This window comes from Lentibacillus sediminis (genome assembly GCF_002763455.1).
Lineage (GTDB): Bacteria > Bacillota > Bacilli > Bacillales > Amphibacillaceae > Lentibacillus_D > Lentibacillus_D sediminis_A.
In genome coordinates this window covers 1-17,471 of sequence record NZ_NIXK01000014.1, presented here as the reverse complement: position 1 = coordinate 17,471, position 17,471 = coordinate 1, and the positions used below count along the sequence as shown (strand labels likewise).

At 41.3% G+C, this 17,471-nt stretch carries 20 protein-coding genes and 2 pseudogenes; 13 read left to right on the top strand and 9 right to left on the bottom strand.

All coding sequences use genetic code 11. From position 1 onward, the window contains the following. Positions 1-77 precede the first annotated feature (77 nt). The 9 genes and pseudogenes from CEG13_RS17275 to CEG13_RS17240 all read left to right on the top strand — a co-directional run bounded on the left by CEG13_RS17275 (position 78) and on the right by CEG13_RS17240 (position 6,539). On the top strand, positions 78-638 hold the full coding sequence (locus tag CEG13_RS17275; protein ID WP_100013141.1) for a dihydrofolate reductase family protein: 561 nt from the start codon (positions 78-80) through the stop codon (positions 636-638). Positions 639-717: 79 nt separating this feature from the next. Further along, positions 718-1,521: a nucleotidyltransferase domain-containing protein gene (locus CEG13_RS17270; protein WP_100013140.1), complete on the top strand. Its 804-nt coding sequence runs from the start codon at positions 718-720 to the stop codon at positions 1,519-1,521. Between the two features lie 9 nt (positions 1,522-1,530). Then, positions 1,531-1,860, top strand: a pseudogene (locus CEG13_RS17265) (RNA polymerase subunit sigma-24); the annotation flags it as partial. Positions 1,861-1,929: 69 nt separating this feature from the next. Next, on the top strand, positions 1,930-2,496 hold the full coding sequence (locus tag CEG13_RS17260; protein WP_100013139.1) for a dihydrofolate reductase family protein: 567 nt from the start codon (positions 1,930-1,932) through the stop codon (positions 2,494-2,496). Positions 2,497-2,669: 173 nt separating this feature from the next. Further along, entirely contained in the window at positions 2,670-3,227 is a 558-nt protein-coding gene (locus CEG13_RS17255) for an alpha/beta hydrolase (RefSeq protein ID WP_100013138.1), read from the top strand. 344 nt (positions 3,228-3,571) lie between these two features. Next, positions 3,572-3,847, top strand: a complete 276-nt coding sequence (locus tag CEG13_RS17250) for a CD3324 family protein (RefSeq protein ID WP_100013137.1) — start codon at positions 3,572-3,574, stop codon at positions 3,845-3,847. 414 nt (positions 3,848-4,261) lie between these two features. After that, a complete protein-coding gene (locus CEG13_RS18845) occupies positions 4,262-4,429 on the top strand; it encodes a hypothetical protein (protein ID WP_158234722.1) in 168 nt (55 codons plus the stop codon). Between the two features lie 342 nt (positions 4,430-4,771). After that, positions 4,772-5,566 carry an exonuclease domain-containing protein gene (locus CEG13_RS17245; RefSeq protein WP_158234721.1) on the top strand — a complete coding sequence of 265 codons (795 nt, stop codon included), beginning with the start codon at positions 4,772-4,774 and terminating at the stop codon, positions 5,564-5,566. A 49-nt stretch (positions 5,567-5,615) separates the two neighbouring features. Continuing rightward, entirely contained in the window at positions 5,616-6,539 is a 924-nt protein-coding gene (locus CEG13_RS17240) for a DNA-3-methyladenine glycosylase 2 (protein WP_100013135.1), read from the top strand. Positions 6,540-6,793: 254 nt separating this feature from the next. Here CEG13_RS17240 and CEG13_RS17235 read toward each other — a convergent pair whose 3' ends face one another. From CEG13_RS17235 to CEG13_RS17195, 9 genes and pseudogenes are all read right to left on the bottom strand, one after another. Beyond that, on the bottom strand, positions 6,794-7,795 hold the full coding sequence (locus tag CEG13_RS17235; protein WP_100013134.1) for an NAD-dependent epimerase/dehydratase family protein: 1,002 nt from the start codon (positions 7,793-7,795) through the stop codon (positions 6,794-6,796). Positions 7,796-8,175: 380 nt separating this feature from the next. Continuing rightward, on the bottom strand, positions 8,176-8,841 hold the full coding sequence (locus CEG13_RS17230; RefSeq protein ID WP_204758499.1) for a hypothetical protein: 666 nt from the start codon (positions 8,839-8,841) through the stop codon (positions 8,176-8,178). 356 nt (positions 8,842-9,197) lie between these two features. Then, positions 9,198-9,530: pseudogene (locus tag CEG13_RS17225) on the bottom strand (hypothetical protein); the annotation flags it as partial. Between the two features lie 160 nt (positions 9,531-9,690). Next, positions 9,691-9,882: a hypothetical protein gene (locus CEG13_RS17220; protein ID WP_100013133.1), complete on the bottom strand. Its 192-nt coding sequence runs from the start codon at positions 9,880-9,882 to the stop codon at positions 9,691-9,693. 195 nt (positions 9,883-10,077) lie between these two features. Next, the gene (locus tag CEG13_RS17215) at positions 10,078-10,770 is read right to left on the bottom strand and encodes a Na-translocating system protein MpsC family protein (RefSeq protein WP_100013132.1); all 693 of its coding nucleotides are present in this window, start codon (positions 10,768-10,770) and stop codon (positions 10,078-10,080) included. Positions 10,771-11,052: 282 nt separating this feature from the next. After that, positions 11,053-11,946 carry a DUF899 family protein gene (locus CEG13_RS17210; protein ID WP_100013131.1) on the bottom strand — a complete coding sequence of 298 codons (894 nt, stop codon included), beginning with the start codon at positions 11,944-11,946 and terminating at the stop codon, positions 11,053-11,055. A 148-nt stretch (positions 11,947-12,094) separates the two neighbouring features. Next, positions 12,095-12,880, bottom strand: coding sequence for a helix-turn-helix domain-containing protein (locus CEG13_RS17205; RefSeq protein ID WP_239984699.1), 786 nt, complete (start codon positions 12,878-12,880; stop codon positions 12,095-12,097). Positions 12,881-12,938: 58 nt separating this feature from the next. Then, the gene (locus CEG13_RS17200) at positions 12,939-13,661 is read right to left on the bottom strand and encodes a hypothetical protein (protein ID WP_100013130.1); all 723 of its coding nucleotides are present in this window, start codon (positions 13,659-13,661) and stop codon (positions 12,939-12,941) included. A gap of 22 nt (positions 13,662-13,683) precedes the next feature. After that, positions 13,684-14,220 (bottom strand): short-chain dehydrogenase, encoded by a 537-nt coding sequence (locus CEG13_RS17195; protein WP_100013129.1) that lies wholly within the window; start codon positions 14,218-14,220, stop codon positions 13,684-13,686. A 265-nt stretch (positions 14,221-14,485) separates the two neighbouring features. On the opposite strand from CEG13_RS17195, the gene CEG13_RS17190 reads away from it, so the two are divergent. From CEG13_RS17190 to CEG13_RS17175, 4 genes are read left to right on the top strand one after another with little or no spacing between them, the layout of a single operon-like run. Next, positions 14,486-15,400, top strand: a complete 915-nt coding sequence (locus tag CEG13_RS17190; RefSeq protein ID WP_100013128.1) for an ATP-binding cassette domain-containing protein — start codon at positions 14,486-14,488, stop codon at positions 15,398-15,400. Between the two features lie 15 nt (positions 15,401-15,415). Beyond that, positions 15,416-16,237 (top strand): ABC transporter permease, encoded by an 822-nt coding sequence (locus CEG13_RS17185; RefSeq protein ID WP_100013127.1) that lies wholly within the window; start codon positions 15,416-15,418, stop codon positions 16,235-16,237. A 36-nt stretch (positions 16,238-16,273) separates the two neighbouring features. Then, positions 16,274-16,621, top strand: a complete 348-nt coding sequence (locus CEG13_RS17180; protein WP_100013126.1) for a hypothetical protein — start codon at positions 16,274-16,276, stop codon at positions 16,619-16,621. Positions 16,622-16,645: 24 nt separating this feature from the next. Continuing rightward, positions 16,646-17,374, top strand: a complete 729-nt coding sequence (locus CEG13_RS17175; RefSeq protein WP_100013125.1) for a class I SAM-dependent methyltransferase — start codon at positions 16,646-16,648, stop codon at positions 17,372-17,374. Positions 17,375-17,471 lie beyond the last annotated feature (97 nt).

The following is a 17,471-nucleotide window of genomic DNA, read 5'->3' as shown; positions in this document are numbered from 1 at the left end:
ATCGAGAAGAAATTATATCGGCTTAAGTATGCTATAGTCGCTAATAAACAAAATATACGACTATGGAGGAGAGGAAATTGAGAAAAGTTATATCTCAAATCATGGTAAGTCTTGACGGATTTATTGAAGGATCAAATCAAGAATTGGATTGGCATGTAGTAAATGAAGAGTACTTTAAATATACGGAAGGATTGCTGAGTTCAGTAGACACGATCTTGTTTGGTCGAAAAACCTATCAGCATATGGTTGATTTTTGGCCAACGCCAATTGCGGCCGAGAAGTTTCCCGTTATTGCCGAAAAAATGAACCAATTATCTAAAGTAGTTTTTTCAAAGATGCTGGAATCTGTAGATTGGAAGGATACGAGACTGATAAACGCGGACATTTCCGATGCAATCTCAGAATTAAAACAGCAGGACGGCATGGACATGGTCATACTCGCCAGCTCAGACTTGGTCTTCTCTTTAACAGAGCATAAGTTAATCGATGAGTATCATATAATAGTTAATCCGGTTATCTTAGGCAGCGGCAAACCATTCTTTAAAGAATTAGATCAAAGAATTCATCTGACACTTCACAAAACGAAGGAATTTCGTTCTGGAAATATCCTGTTATGTTACCGTCCTGCTGAGCATTAGTGAGTGATATGGTTTTGTATGACCTGAATAACAGAAAAGGACTCGTTCGGTAATGATGGTGCAGAGGAAGGAGATTGAAATGGGGAAACTTCAAGCTGGATATGGTCTGGACCGCAATGGGTTTATTGTTAGTGATGTAGGTTTGGACAAGATTGATACTGTCTATTTACCTTGCATACGAGAGTCAGTTGAAAATCTAATAGAATTGTTTCCAAATCAATTACACAGTGTCTATGTGTATGGCAGCGTAGCCAGGGGTGACGCTGTAATACGTAAGTCAGACCTGGATCTTCTCGCTATGTTCAATAGCAAGCTGAACCCGGATGAGTTAGAAAAAATAAAGAACCTATCTGGGAAATTGTCTCAAAAATATCGTTCGCTGGTTCGTGATGTTGGCATAGCAATTGGAGATTACGGCTATGCGGTAGATCCTGAAAATTATTACGAGCAGGCGTTCATTAAGGAGCTCTGTGTTTTTGTGCATGGAAAGGATATTCGAAAACGATTCGGTCCGTACAAACTCACAGCGGAGATAGCAATAAGTTTTAATGGAGATATTCGTGAAGTTCTTGCCCGAACAATAAGCCGGTTAGAAGCAGCTCCCGATGAGGAGTTTAAAACAATTGCACAAAACTTTGCCCGTAAACTCATTCGAACATACTATTCCATGGTGATGGAGCGATCTCAGATTTGGTCGACACGGCTTCACGAGCAGTCTGAGGTTTTTATCCACTACTTTCAATATAAGGAACCTATTATTCGCACCTTGGAAAAATGGCTTGAGGAGCCGACGACCAATCGTGGAGCAGTACTGGAACTCTTTAAGAGAGAGGGTAAGTGGGCCAGTGACAACTTTGAACGTGAAGCCCGTGTTTCTTCTTGAACATTAGGGCGGCCTACAGCCCTGTACGACGCACTCGCCCAAGTTGCCCCGTCGCCTGTCGTGGAGTTGAATCGTGCGGTTGCGCTTCCTATGGCATTCGGCCCTGAAGTTGGTATTGAAATCGTTGATGCATTGATGTCGGAACCATCTCTGAAAGGCTATCATCTGTTGCCGAGTGTGCGCGGCGACATTCTCTTTAAGCTTGGTCGTATTGCCAAAGCATGCGAAGAATTCAAACTTGCTGCAATGCTCACGGGCAATTTACGCGAGCGGGAATTGCTCCTGAAGCGCGCTTCCGAGTGTGCTGTCGATAAGTCGAAAGGTGATTACAGGGGGTAAGGCGTTGAATTTTTTTTGGACTGAAAAGATAAGGTTTAGTGTAAAAAATAATGTACGAGGAGAATGAACATGAGAAAAATTATTGTAACAGAATTTATCACACTTGATGGTGTTATGGAAGATCCTGGAGGTGGTGATAAATCTAAGTATGGCGGATGGAGTGGTCAGTACTGGAGTGATGAAGTGGAGAAGTTTAAGCATGATGAACTATTTGCAAGTGACGCTCTCTTACTGGGGCGTATAACCTATCAAGGTTTTGCGGCTGCATGGCCAATAATGACAGATGATACAGGATTTGCTGAAAGAATGAACAGTCTTCCCAAGTATGTTGTTTCAACAACATTAGAGGAAGCAGATTGGAATAATGCGAGGTTGATTAAAGGTAATTTCGTAGAGGAAATATCTAAGTTAAAACAGGAACCTGGTCAAGATATTACCGTCCATGGTAGTGGTCAATTAGTCAATTCACTGATGCAACATGACCTCATCGATGAATATAGACTCATGATTCATCCAATTGTAGTGGGTGGCGGGAAGCGTTTATTTAACGAAAATTTAGATACGAAGAATTTAAGCCTTGCAGAGACACAACCGTTTAAATCTGGCATAGTAATACTGCGATATAAGCCTGTTTAGCAGGTTTATTCAGGTTATTATTGGCAGTAAAGAAAAGCATTTACATTTCTTTCTGCTCATTGGTTAAAACTGCCCTTTCGTCGGATCGTCCTTCGAAAGGGATTGTGGCCAAGCCTGTACAAGCATGAAAGAAGCTTCTTTTGACCATAACCAGAGAAAAGGAGAGTTATAAAATGAAGAAACATGTATTATTCATTCATAGTGCGGGCTCCCAGGAACTTCACCAAGGAAGCAGTGATCTGAAAGCATATTTAAAAGAGGCTCTGGGTAATGAATATAACTTGATAGATCCAAAAATGCCTGATCCTGAAAACCCTAAGTACACGCTTTGGAAAGCTCAACTGGAAAAGGAATTCGCTTCATTGAATGGTGAGATGCTTCTTATCGGCCATTCTTTAGGCGGGTCGGTTCTGTTGAAATATCTTTCGGAGGAGGCATGCAAACAATCCATTTCCGGTTTGTTTATGATTGCAGCACCATATTGGGGAGGGGACGATGATTGGCTGGCCAAGGAGTATACTTTGTCCGAGAATTTTGCTTCAAAACTCCCTCAGATATCGCAGGTTTTCCTTTATCACAGCCGTAACGATAAAGTAGTGCCGTCTGCACATCTTGAACACTATCAGGAAAAGCTTCCACAGGCAAATACCCGGATACTCGATGGAACTGAACATGCTTTTAGTGACGGGTTGCCTGAGCTTGTCAACGATATCAGAAAATTTCGTCAATAAAATTATACAAGCATTGGAAAAAATTAATTATAATTAAACTTTCACTTGCACGGTCGGAAGTTTCATGAGTTAATAAGAGTGTCGGGCCGACAGACTCTTGCGAAAGGAGGCTGATTATAATGATCACAAAACTTGAGGTGATTTCCGCATAAGCGGGGATCTCTGAACGTATGGGGCCGCTTCGTGCGGCTCCATTTATTTATTCCAGGTGTTTTCAGAACATTAACTTTGTTTTTTGGATGACTTAAGAACTTAACTTGAAAGAAAGGAGAGACGGAAAATGAATGATATGAATAAAAAAATACAGTTTATCCACGTACACCTTAATAAGGAGGACGTAAATCGTGCAATACAAAAATGGGAGAGAGGTTTTTCCCCCTAGATTGCTGAAAGAAATGCAGAAGTATATCCAGGGCGAACTGATTTATATTCCCAAAGAAAAAAACCAGCGGGCAGGCTGGGGAGAGGTAAATGGTTCCCGAGCGTTAATCGCCCAAAGAAATGAAGATATTTTTCAGTTATACAGAGAAGGCAAGTCTCTGGAAGAATTAGAGGAAATGTATAGTTTGTCTAACGACAGTATCCGTAAAATTATATATAAAACCCGAAGCAAGGCATGAAGCAAAATTGAATATCTGTGGGTTTAAAAACATGAAGCGTGGTGATTTTACCGCGCTTTTGTTATTGCTAGAAAAGACTCCTTCCTTGCTTCACTAATTCCCCCGGAAGTTGTGTATAAAATGATTATAATTATTCTTTCGCTTGTTTGTATGGTTTGTTTCGTGAGTTAATGGATATGTCGCGATAGATCTTGGTAAAGGAGGCTGAATGGATGATGAATTCACAAATTAAGGTGATTTTTGTATAAACGTAGAAAACAAGCATGTTCAAAACCCATATTCAGGCCCAAATTGTAAATAATCCTTTCGCGAAGGGGGATTATTTGCAGGGTGATCTTCCGTTGAATGCCGAAGACCAGAAGCCTTCCCGGTTGTATGATAAACGAATTAAACAACTTTTAGGGAGGTAATATCGTGCATTTTCATTTAGACATCTACAAAAGTATCGTAAACGACCGTATGGATCAATTATTAAAAGAAGCCTGTGGAAGTAGAAGAGTTAATAAAACCAAATACGTTACCGATAGAAAAATAAAGAAAAACACGCTTTTCAGATCATTTTTTGATCCGGGGAAAGGCTGATTGAGCAAAATGGCGAAAGATGGATGAATAACACTTTTCCAGGAAAAGAGAAGTGTTAGATGAATGGTTTCTTTAGAGAATAGGGAGAAACAAACAATCAAATGATGGTTTTGGATGAGCAAAGAAAAGTCCATTTTGATAGACTCAAAGTGGGCTTTTTTACGTTTATTTATGGTCAAATTAAATACATCCACAAGGAAAAAGCCCGTAATTGAGTTGCAATTTTCCACCCGGTTTCAAATAAAAATTTCCCTCCCTGCAAGGATTCTCCCCCTCCCATGTCGAAATAAAATTCAACATGTGGAAAAGACCTATTTTCCACATGTGGAGAGGGGGGAAGGGATGAAGTTTATCGTGTTTGATCTGGAGTGGAGTCCGATTTTTCGCAAGGGGAAGGTCAGGGGGCAGGAAATCACGGAAATTGGGGCGGTGGAAGTGAGTGTGCTTGATGGGATGATCCTGATCGGGAGGAGATTCCATTGTTACGTCAGGTCGCGCCGGCGTGTGTCACGGCGAAACAGAAAATTTACCAATATGAAGGATACCGAACGCTGGCTGGCGCTGAGATTGCCGACTGTAATAAGGAGTTTTGACAGCTGGGTTGGCAAAGAACCGTATATTTTCTGTTCGTGGGGAGAAGTGGACCGGCGGATTTTGCTGAAGAATATGCAGGCTTATCATTTGGACTTCGACATGGTAGAGCACAGGAAGTATTTTGATCTGCAGGATGCCTTTTCAATGGAAGTGAATCAGGGCAAAGGAAATCTTATTGGCTTGGGTTCAGCGGTGAAGCTCTTAGGATTAAGATTTGTTGGAAAACCGCATCGATCAGTTGATGATGCCTACAATAATACAGCGAGAGTGTTTGTCGAGGCCTATCACACATTGGAAATCACCCCAGAACCGTTCATCGACTACCTCGAAATGGACAAAACCTATAAAAAGAAAATTTGGTATGTAAAACTGATGCGCGAGAAGGTCGGTGTCAGCTATAAAGAATTATCCGAAATATCCGGCATAAGTGAAAAAGAGCTTGAACAGATTGAATCGCTTGAGATAAGAAAAACCAAGAAAGAAATTGCCGTACTTACTGGCACGCTTCTTTCGATGAGAGGGGAGACGGCGGAGAAGCGGTGAGCGGTTTTTTATCTTATAGTATAAGATGGACTTTGGAGGGATTTTCTTTATGGCAGAACACTGGGACCACGAAAGCATTTTCATTAAAGTCCCTGATCAGTTTCGATTCAAGCCAAATCTTGAATACTTGCAACGGGATAAAAATGAAATGATGTATGAAATAGAAGATGAAAAAATTACACGTGTAGTTGTTATTGATGATGTACGTACACTTGTGCAGATTAGTTCCCCGGACAATCACAAGTTGTTCGTCCGGTTTTTAGCAGGGGACCAGCCTGAATCTGATAAAATCAGAGCAGCTGTTATCGATTATATCCGGGACTGGTTTGATCTTGACACAGACCTGGCGCCATTTTATGAAATAGCTCAGAATGATCCAATGCTCGGACCGCTCATTGGGGAATATTATGGTTTAAGAATCGTTGGAATGCCCGACTTATTCGAAGCGCTGTGCTGGGGTGTTTTGGGTCAGCAGATCAATCTGCGGTTTGCTTACACATTGAAGCGACAATTCGTCGAGAAATTCGGTGATGCTTTCGAGTATAAAGGGAAACGCTATTGGGTGTTCCCCTCGTATAAAAAAATAGCAAAACTCAGCGCCCGGGACATGGCAGACATTAAAATGACGGGTAGAAAAAGTGAATATATTATAGGGATTGCCAGGTTAATGGCGATCGGGGAGCTTACAAAAGAAAAGCTGCTGGAGCTGAATGATTTTAAGGAAATTGAAAAGGCGCTTATCAAAATTCGTGGAATCGGCCCATGGACTGCGAATTATGTGCTGGTGCGCTCTCTTCGCTACCCAGCAGCTTTTCCGATTGCTGATGTCGGGCTCCAAAATGCGTTAAAAATATTGAAGGGAATGGATCGGAAACCGACAAAGGAAGAGATTCTCAAGATGGCAGTCCCATGGAAAGGCTGGGAGGCCTATGCCACGTTTTATTTATGGCGTGTTTCGTATTCGAATAAATAGCATTGGGAGCTGAGTCCCTTTTAATGTAAATCCTCTTTTAAAATCCAATCTAGAAAAGGGTGGGATTGGGATTGCCCAATAAAGATATGAGTGGTTTTAAATAGTCCGCATGTCGCCTGCTCAATTAAGAAGTTAGTTGTTAATTAACCAAAATTCTTATCCAAATCTAGGGCGCTTTGGGATTAACAAGCATATGTAGAGATAAAGAAGATGATACTTGTGTCGAGGTATCATCTTCTTTATGTAGCATACTCTCAAACAGCGTTATTTCCACTTTCCACTACTTCCAGCACACGATACTCCTTCTCCCTTTCCAATCCCGCGTCCCATTTCCCATTCCGCTCATGTAAGCTCCATTCAAGAGTATCTATTATTGTATCCTTCATTGGACGAAAGGGACGAAAGCTTAACCCTGCTTCTATGGCTTTGTCATTGTTCACGTGCATCATCCCATTCATATTTAAAGAATCAGGGAGCCAAAATGGCAGCTCTATCCAGGGTTGAACCAGATTTTCTTGTAAGACAGATTCATCTGCCCAGCAAAGCTCCGTATTTTCTGGTGAAACTAGTTTTTTGCATGTTAAAAGAAAGTCTCTGAAACCTAGAGTCTCTTTCGGACCTGTTGCATTAAATGTACCCTTCAACCCTTGCTCAATAGCTTCTATAATCCACGACGCCAAATCGCGCACATCAATAAACTGAACGTTTTTATTATGACTCACATTTGGAACGAGAACCTTTCCACCCTGATTCATTCTCCATGGCCAATAGGTAAATCGATCTGTCGGATCATCTGGACCAACAATAAGACCAGGTCGGATAATGAGTGAGTTATCATAAAAACCATTGTTTACTATGACCTCACTAGTAGCTTTATTGCTGCCATAGTCGCCTTTATCTAGTTCGTGAAGTGCGTTTGTTTCCAATACAGGCCCTTTATCCAGATTTTTGTATGCACTGATACTTGAGATGAAAACATAGCTAGTGCAACGATTTTTTAATTGATCTACAGAACGTTGTACATCATCTGGATTTATACCTGATACATCTATCACTACATCCCAGTTATCTGTAAGCTTTTCGATGTCAGCTGTACTGCGATCACCAACAATATGTGTGACACCTTCTGCTTCTTTTAGGAATTCTGGATTCGTTTTTCCGCGATTGAATAATGTAATATCCAACCCCTTATTCAAAGCTTGTTCTGCGATATGTTTTCCTAAAAATAACGTCCCGCCCAGCAATAGTACTTTCATTAGGCCGATTCCTCCCTAGGATAGAGTCAATAATTACGTAGTACTTCGCTTGCCATGCCGATGGTTGTTAGTACATCGCAAACAGGCTTACCATGGTGGGGAAGCAGCTTCATTAAACTTTTTCTTCATGATTCACACTCCTTTTTAATCGCTCCTTCCACTTCTTATAAGAGAAAATAGGCAGAAAAGGATATGGTTTTCAGGTGGAAAATCTGAATGTGAAAAAGTCTTGTTGATAATTGTATGTAAAGTATACATTTAGAAAGCCAAATTCCTTCCAAACAAAACAGGAGTAAATGGCCTTTTCTTTATTGCGAATCAATAATGAAAGGGGTCATGGGATCAAGGACTCTTATTACGTAAATAATTTTTTAATAGTTTCACCAGCCGTCCCACCAGTTCGTTTCCATATCGATCAACCAGTGATTCCGCAGCATGAGGGTACGCTCTATCGCAGCCGAAATCCCAGCTGTCAGAAGTGTGGTGTTTAACCAATCCGACAGTACAAATGGTGATTCGAAAGATCCTAAATACTCCTCAACAATGGGAATTTGAGAGATTAATGCTGCAAGCTGCGGAAGACCTAATATCAATGAAACTAGTAATGTAACGATAGCTGCGGTGCCAATAACTGAGCTTGCTCGCGGGAAGCGACGATCGAATCTCGTTCGCAGTCCTTCTGTCGACGAGCGATCAGGGTAGAGCTGATACTCTGAGTCGTCATCTGTGACAAAGTGCATGCGCTTGAGCCCGTATGTACTTATTGCTACTTCAATGAAACCACCTGGCACTGGGAAAACTGCAGGAAGCTTGGAGGTGGCATAGTGTTTGCCATCGCGGTACAGCTCGGCAGTTTCTTCCTCACTGAAGTAATGGACATCTACTGCATACGTATGGACGATGCCATCATCTTCATGCAGTTTTGCGTAAAATAGGGAGCGGGAAAGCAGATGCGTCCAACGATAGGGCTTTAGCGCATGACCATCTCCCCGCTTAACTTTATTTACTGATCTTTGGCGGCGCCAACGACGGAACAGACGTAACATTACGGCTGCCTCCTTTTCTCTCTATTCGTTTCCATACTCCTCAAGTACCTCTTTTAATGCTCCCCGTGAATGATCAGGAAGGATTTCGACAAGGTGATTTAGCTCCATGTTGTAGATCAAGGCCATACAAAAAATATCTCTTTCTTCCCCGGATGGGTCAAACGCAACACCATCCCACAACAGCTTATTTTCGCGGAGTGGAGTTTTGCCAATCTACTACAGTTAATTTTTTGCCTTCTTTGCCTGGTTCCAGTTTAATCATAGATTTCACCTTCTTCCCAGCGATTGTTATCAGATATTTCCTATTATATCATAGCAGCCTCACATTATTTGCTGCTTTTTTAAAAATTAATACACTAAGTCAACTGCTGTTCCGCAAATTCCCGGTACAAAGGATGTGAACCAATCAATTCCTGATGGCTGCCGCTGCCGGTGATGTTTCTTTTATCAATAAGAATTATTTTATCTGCATCCACGATGGTAGATAATCGGTGAGCAATTACAAAAGTCGCGCGTTCTTCCATCAGCTTTGCCAGTGCTTGCTGAACCACTTCTTCCGATCGGCTGTCGAGGCTTGCGGTTGCTTCCTCCATCATTGCGCTTTCCTGTGAGACATAACCAATTTGGCTGAGCCACGATTGCAGTGACAGCTCATTTATCGGTGTCTCGCCAATCCGGATCTCACCGGCATCTAAATAATTTTGATTTGGGGAATGTGGGGAGCTGATAATAATTCAGAACCTTGGCTGACGCTGTTCATAAGCGAAAAACTATTTGAATTCGCCGAACAGCATTGCCAAACATCATGAATTATCATCAGCCATAATGCAGCAAGTATCGTACATCCGGTCATTCCTGTGGATTACCCTCTGCGTTCAGAGGAGCGACCTCCCAATGTACATCATCGAGGGTAATGTCATTTAACTCATCTTTCATTCTATTAGCTTCTTCTACTGTATCAAATATTTTAACAGTGTTTGTTCCGGAATTAAAAAGCACTTTGGGAGGGTTTATACCTTTCGAAATCAGTTTATAGCGCATAGAGTTAATTCACTTCCTTTTCCATAAAATATTGTACTTTCACTTATTATAATCTGTGTATTGATATATAATTTGACTGGGAGTCTGCACTTTCCCTTCGTGTGAGATAATTGAAAAATTAAAAAAAGCCGAAAAGGGATGTATTGTCATCCTTTTCGGCTTAAGTCCAGCTCTATTGTCCGGTTCATTTCCACCTTACTTATTATTCGGCTGTAAAATAAATATTATATAGCTTTTATCCAATTTGAAATCCCAATCAACGAAGATATCAACCACGTTTCTTTGAAGAATTTCTTCAAAATCACTGCCGTGTAATAGCCTTTTTTCTAATTGTCTTTTCGTGAGCTTAAGGTGTTCTTCAAATCCAGTCCGAATTAGCTCTTTTTCAATTCTGACTAAGATACCAGTTCTTTTCACTAAAAGGGTTCGATCATTAAGGAAACAAGAATCCAGAGATTCCGGGGATTTCTCCGCCTGTCTGCTTATGAGCAATATCTCATGATGGACTGCTTCTTTTTCCGGGTAATTTTCTAATTTATTATCGTTGTCTTCCTCATTATCCAAAATCCCAACTAAAATGCCCGAACGATTCTGAAGGGACCAATCATAATATAATTCCTTTACTTCCATGCCTGTGCCAACCTTTAAGGTAGCCTTGATATCAGGAATCAGCTCCTGCATGAGAAGGTCTCTTGTTTCTTCTACTTTCATTGTTTCCTGCTGGGACACTAACACCCGTTCCATAGGAGCTAGAAAGTCTCGCAAGTGTATGCTGATAAATGGTTTTTTTAAGGAGACATAAACGGAAGATGGGCCTTTCCCAAAGTTATCCCGTAAAAGCTTTCCTATATAACTTGCTATTTCAGTTTGTAGAGAGTTTTTATCCAAGAGTAGTCATTCCTTTTTAAAGACAGAAACGTTATTTTTTTCTATCCAATGTTAATTGTATCAATGTGTTTTATTCATTACAAGGATAACCTGGTTTTCCGTTTTTATTCGATCGATAGCGGGTGGTTTAGGGAGTGCAAAAGCAACTTTCATCCTCGTCTTTCATGTGTTCATCGCTCGTTTAATCCTGGTTGATCATAGAAGGGATGTACCTTACAATGCAAAAGATACTCTCTCTTCAGTTTGTTTTTGCTGCTATTAAATCCATGCAGCCATCAGCTATTATTCAAATACATGAAACCTCAGCCCATACGGATCAGCAAACATGCAGCTATTTTCACTGTACACTTTTGTGATTGTGCACCCATTGGCAAGAAGGAGCCTTTTTGCAGCTTCAAAATCATCAACAGCGAATTCAAAGTACACATCGTTTTCCGAGGCATTTTCGAAATAAAAATTCGTCCCACTGGCTGAGAACTTTTTCTCATTCTGAAGTTCCTGCTCCATCTGCATTCCTAAGACATTTTCATAGAATTGAACTGCATTATCGTAATCCGTCACGCCAACTGCTATATTGTTTGTTAATTGGAATGGAGATTCAGAGTTTAAATTTCGCTTAACTGTAATTCCTTCTCTCCCTGAAGGAAGGAGGTCAAACAAATGCCATGGGACACAGTAATCATCTCCCGGACCAAAACTTGCCTGTGAATGGAGGAAAATTTGATCTTGTTCATCTTTATAAAAAGTGGATACTCCTGGATAAAAATAGCCTTCCTTTTCAAAGCCCATATCCTTGGTAAATGCAGACCCTTCAATTGAAACCATTGGAAACTGCCATTTTCGTGATGCCGCAAAACTCTCTTGAACTTCAGGTGTATCCGGTGAAGAAACAACAAAGGCTGCCTTACCATCGAGGTGATGATAAACGCTATTAAATCCATCTGCCCACATGGTGCAATAACCGCAGCTTTTGCCCATATTATGAACGACCCACAACTCATCCTTATCATCAAACAATTCAAGCAGAGATTTTTCCTGATTCATAGAAGACTGGAATAGATAATTCTCTACTTGTTTATCAGGTATTGCTTTTTTGAGTTCGACTAACCTTTTCTTCTTTTCCAAAATTTCCTGCTCCAGTTTATTGATTTCACTGACTATGTTATGTTCAACCATAGAATAATCCCTCCTAATTAGAAAACTCTACTATTTCAATTTGATTTCCAGCAGGATCCTCAATAAAGCGCACATACTTCATTCAACATAAAATCGCTCCCATATTTTTTATGCTTAGCGTAGCATGATAACGATTTATATTTTTCTTCTAGTTTGCTTTATCCTTTTTCTGTTCAAATAACAGTTGGGGCAAGTTTACCAATATTGGCGGATCTGTCGGCAACGGCTCCCGTAGTGTAATTCGTATCTCTGTATTTGTACAATCTGTAACTTTAATGGGATATTCATATTTTCCGCGGAGTACCCTATCCAACAAAAAGTAATCTCTTGGATTGAAACTTATTGGAAGGGTTGCAGCCAAAACGTAATAGGTTCCGGTTGGTATGTTTGAAAAGAGGCATTTTGATTGGTGATGATTTAGCACAATTCCTTGCAGAGGCTTTTGATCAGGAATTGGTCGTGGAAATAGGCCAACAAAAATGAGCCCTTTAAAACTCTCGGGAAATTCAATATAGCAAGTTAAAACAGGTGAAGGGCGGCTGTCTTCCAATGGCTTTATATTATTCTCTTGCTGATTAATGAACTGGTGCAAAGGCTTTACATTTACTTGAAATTGCTTTGGCGATAAACCGACATATTGCTTAAATCTGGAACTGAACGTACCCATACTCCGAAAGCCAACGGACAGCAATGTATGTAACATAGTAGATGAGGAGCGGTTTACAAGTATTTGTTTTGCCGACTCAATACGTAAAGCCGACAAATAATGGCGTGGAGAAACACCTGTTATTTCTTTAAAAATCCTCGAAAAATGGTAGTGACTATATCCAACTAGAGAAGCAAGTTCTTCTGAAGTAATTTCTTTATCCAAATTCCTTTTCATATATTCAATTGCCTGCACCACAGCCTTGTATTGATCGCTTGTATGATCCACTTTAATCACCAGCTTTCGTGTATGGATTTATTATAACATTAGAATCCGGGATATAATGTTAAATTTCAAAACAAAACGGATTTTCTATTTTCTCATCTCCCCATACCTTAGCGGCCATTCGATACATGGATTTTGCATGGGTGCGGTCATGCCATATGAAGCGCCGCAGCACTTTCCCTAGTGACCATTCTTCGTCATAACTGCCGAAGTGTACAGGGTTGCTTAAAAAGTCGGGGAGCGATTCTATTAAGCTTATTGCTAGAATGCGGTTTTCAGCTATATCGGACAGGTTATCCATTCTCACGCCAATTTCCCCAGCATAATAGTTTGTTACATTATTTGTATGCGTGTAGATTTCATCTGCGGTGCATGGAACTTCACCGTAAAAAGTTTTTCTTGGCGGGGTAATACGGTATTGTTTATCAGGTATGGAGTGATACAGAGTGTTGGAATCCGCTGCTGACTTCAAGGCGGTGTTTTTTAGCCGATCGTATTCTTCTCCGCTTAAGGGCAGTCTCTCTTTGGCAAAAATTACATCAGAATCCGCATCCTCTACACGCAGACTGCTTTTCTTTTCTTGGATAATCCGGACATCTGCTTTTTCGTTCTTGAGATGACGATCCCCGGATAACCACCTCGTGTATTGGGTAATTTCCCTATCAAATTTAGCTACCGCTTCATCTATTGTTTTCCCGCGGACAAAAGCGCCGGTATGTTTTGTGCAATAAATCAAACATCCCTTATCGTTATATTCAGCAACTGCATTAATTGAAATTGCCATAATGTTCACCTCCGATTAACACTCAAGGTCGCTTTTTCCAAGGTTCCAGTGTTCCTATGACAAATTCATCCTGCTTCGCCTGAATTGCTTCGATTACTCCACTTGCGATTTCCTGATGGGTCAGCCAGCGGGACGAATAACCTTCTAAAACAAATCCCAGCAAAATCTGATGATAAGCCATATTTTCACTTTCCAAAGGCTTTTCTTTAGAAATGGAGCGGGTGCTTCCTTTGACATGAAAAAGTGACCATTTAGGAGATGACAGGGCTATCGCGTCATGAATGATCTGCAAAGCCACGGGCGCGGTTGAATGTATCCAGGCAACCGCCAAATCAATAGGACCATTCGTATCTATCGTGCGCGCAAGCTCTTTGGCTAAATCATTCGAGTTTGTATAGTCCACAGCTATCTTTGTGAAATGATCCGGCTGTACTTGCACGGTTTGATTCAGTCGATCTTCATTTCTTCCAACGATAGAAACGTGGTAACCTTGCTGCTCCAGCCATCGCGTTGTTTCCCGAAGCATCCCCGTTCCACCGACAACAAGTGCATGTTTCATTTTCTTTCAAACCCCTCTGCAACGTAGTTAATCATAGTGTAAACCGCTTTCGTATTAATTGCCAGAAAAGACTTTCAACTCATACTATACTTGGTGTATAATCGTGCTGTTCGGTAAAATTTTTAAAAGAGACGATGATCTCTGGAAAAGAACAAAAGGATGGCATGCCTGCGCTGGAACGTTTACTCTGTAAAGAGGGACTGCATTAGGATCTACCTGTTGCCTTGAAACAAAAGTGGCAAGTGAGAAAAGGGGGAAATGAGCATTGATTGAGGTTAATAATTTAAAGAAAAACTATAAATCTTTTCAGGCTGTCAAGAATAGCAATTTTCGGGTGGAGCAAGGAGAGATCTTTGGTTTTCTGGGTCCGAATGGAGCAGGGAAAAGCACGACCATCAATATTTTGTCCACCATGCTTCCACCAACAAGCGGGACGGTGACGATCAATGGTTATGATGTCGTCAAAGAGCAGAATCGGGTACGGGAAAGTATCGGGATCATTTTTCAGCAAAATACGCTGGATGAGAAGCTGACCGCCAAGGAAAATCTAATGCTGCATTGCAAGTTCTATGGTATTTCCCGCGCCCAGCGTAAATCCCGTATTGATGAGGTGCTGGAAATTGTCGATCTTAAGGAAAGCATTGGCACATTAGTGGAGAAATTTTCCGGCGGCATGCAGCGACGGCTGGAAATCGCCCGCGGGCTGCTTCACTATCCAAAGGTGCTGTTTCTTGATGAACCGACAGTCGGGCTTGATCCGCAGACACGCGCTCATGTTTGGGAATATATATTGAAACTGAAAGAAAAAGAAAATATCACCATGTTTTTAACAACACACTATCTGGATGAAGCAGAAATCAGTGATCGTATTGCCATTATGGATCACGGCGAGATTATTGCGATTGACACACCAAAACGATTAAAGCAGCAGCTTGGCGGGGATATTATCGAAATCACCACCAGCGATAATGAGGCGGCTATGAAAGAAATCAGGGAGAACTTCGATGTTGTGGATCTGTCACTGAAAGATGACGTGATTTACTGCAAGGTGGAAAACAGCGATGCGTTTGTTTCCGAGTTTATTAAAACATTGCAAACACCACTTACTGGATTGGATATTCGTAAACCTACCCTGAATGACGTGTTTCTGTCATTTACAGGCCGCGAGATCAGAGATTAATAGGAGGGATGACTGATGGAAGGAATTATAGCTATTTGGCAGCGGGATATTATCAAGTTTTTCCGAGATCGGCCGCGGATGGTCGGGTCTTTTTCCATGCCAATTCTTTTTTTAGTGGTATTTGGTATTGGGATGGGTGGTTCGATGGAGTCGTTAGTCCGCGCGGGTACCAATGCGGAGAATTTTAATTACACGGAATTTATTTTTCCGGGGATTGTGTCCATGACGCTGTTAATGACGTCGATTTTTTCATCGCTGTCCATTATTCAGGATCGTGATTTCGGGTACATGCGTGAAATCCTTGTATCACCGGTATCCCGGGTCAACATCGCGATTGGCAAAATGCTTGGATCCGCTTCTGTTGCATTTTTGCAGGGTGTCATGATGTTTGTGCTGTTGCCTGTACTCGGCATAGGGATTGATCCGCTTTCGTTTCTCCTGTTGCTCCCGGTCATGTTCATGATCGCCTGCGCATTTGCGTCTCTTGGGCTTTTGGTAGCGAGTCTGCTTAATTCCATGCAGGGGTTTCAGCTCGTGGTAAACATCCTGGTGATGCCAATGATCTTTTTATCCGGCGCATTGTTTCCGCTAAATAACATGCCCGGATGGGTTAGTTTCCTCGTCACACTGAACCCGGTCACCTATGGGGTAGACTTGATGAAACATATTATGATTGATGTGGAGAGTTTAAGTGCTGGGGTACGGCAGGAGATGGGCTTGAACCTTACCTTCTTCGGTCAGCCTGTAACGATGACGGGCGAAGTCTTCTTTTTGCTGGGTTTCACGACCTTGCTGATTTTGCTTGCTACGCTGAGTTTCAGGCGCGCGAATAGTTAGAGGGCCCAGCGAGTGAACAGTACAAGGGGGGATGGTGTGAAGCGGAAAATCAATCTTATCATCACGATTTTGGCGGGCATATTTTTTGTGTTATTGCTGGTGAAAGATTTCTTTCCGGATATAAGCATAGACCGGACGATCCTAATCTACGGTCTTCTTGCTTGTGTGTTGCTCTCTATTTTAACTTGGCCTGAGAAGTCAGAGGCGGAAAAAGCAAGTCATCTCGGAAAAATAGCTTCTGTGTCAGCGCTGTTTCTGCTGATTTTTATGTTGGTTTTGTTTGGTGGCGAGTCGGAAAGTGGTGTGGGCCATCCACTCATGTGGTTAATTGGCTTGGGCGTGATTATAGTTGCTGTAAGTAATTGGATTGCGGATCGGAAATAGCTGGGATATTGGGGAGGGAAATGAATGAAACAAAACATTTACGATAATCCGACCTTCTTTAAGGATTACATATCTTTACGTGAAAGTGGTATTACCTATAACGATTTTGTAGAACAGCCAGCAATGAAATCAGCAATGCCTGATCTGAGGGGAAAGACAGTATTGGATTTAGGTTGTGGGGATGGCCATTTTTCAACATATTGTATTGAAAACGGTGCAGCAAAGGTAATAGGGGCAGACATCTCAAGTAATATGATTGCACGGGCTAAAAAGAACAACAGTCACGATAATATTGAATTCATATGTGTATCGATGGAGGATTTGGAATTACCGGATCAACAATTTGATCTAATCATCAGTTCACTATCTGTACATTACATTGAAGATTTCCCGAATTTGGTTCAGAAGGTTAGTAGACTATTAAAAAACAATGGTGAATTTATCTTCTCAACCGAACATCCAATAGCCACAGCCCGAAAAGGGAGCAATCATTGGGTGAAGTATGAAAAAGGTGATAAATTACATTGGGCTTTGGATAACTATCAGGAAGAAGGGAAAAGGGAACACGATTGGTATGTGGATGGCGTAGTAATCTACCATAGGACCATTTCTACTTTGATAAACACGCTTATTGAAAATGGGCTTGTGTTGGAGAAAGTTATTGAACCACAGTCAACTGCAGCTGGGTTGGAACAAATGCCGAAATTAATTAATGAAAAACGCAGGCCATCTGAACTGCCCCCTGTCAAGTAGACAGTGGAAATAATAAAAATGACTTAAGCGGCTTTAGCTCTGTGTTCCATAGGGCTAAGGCCGTTTAATCTTTTTTGGTATCTATCATGATTATAAA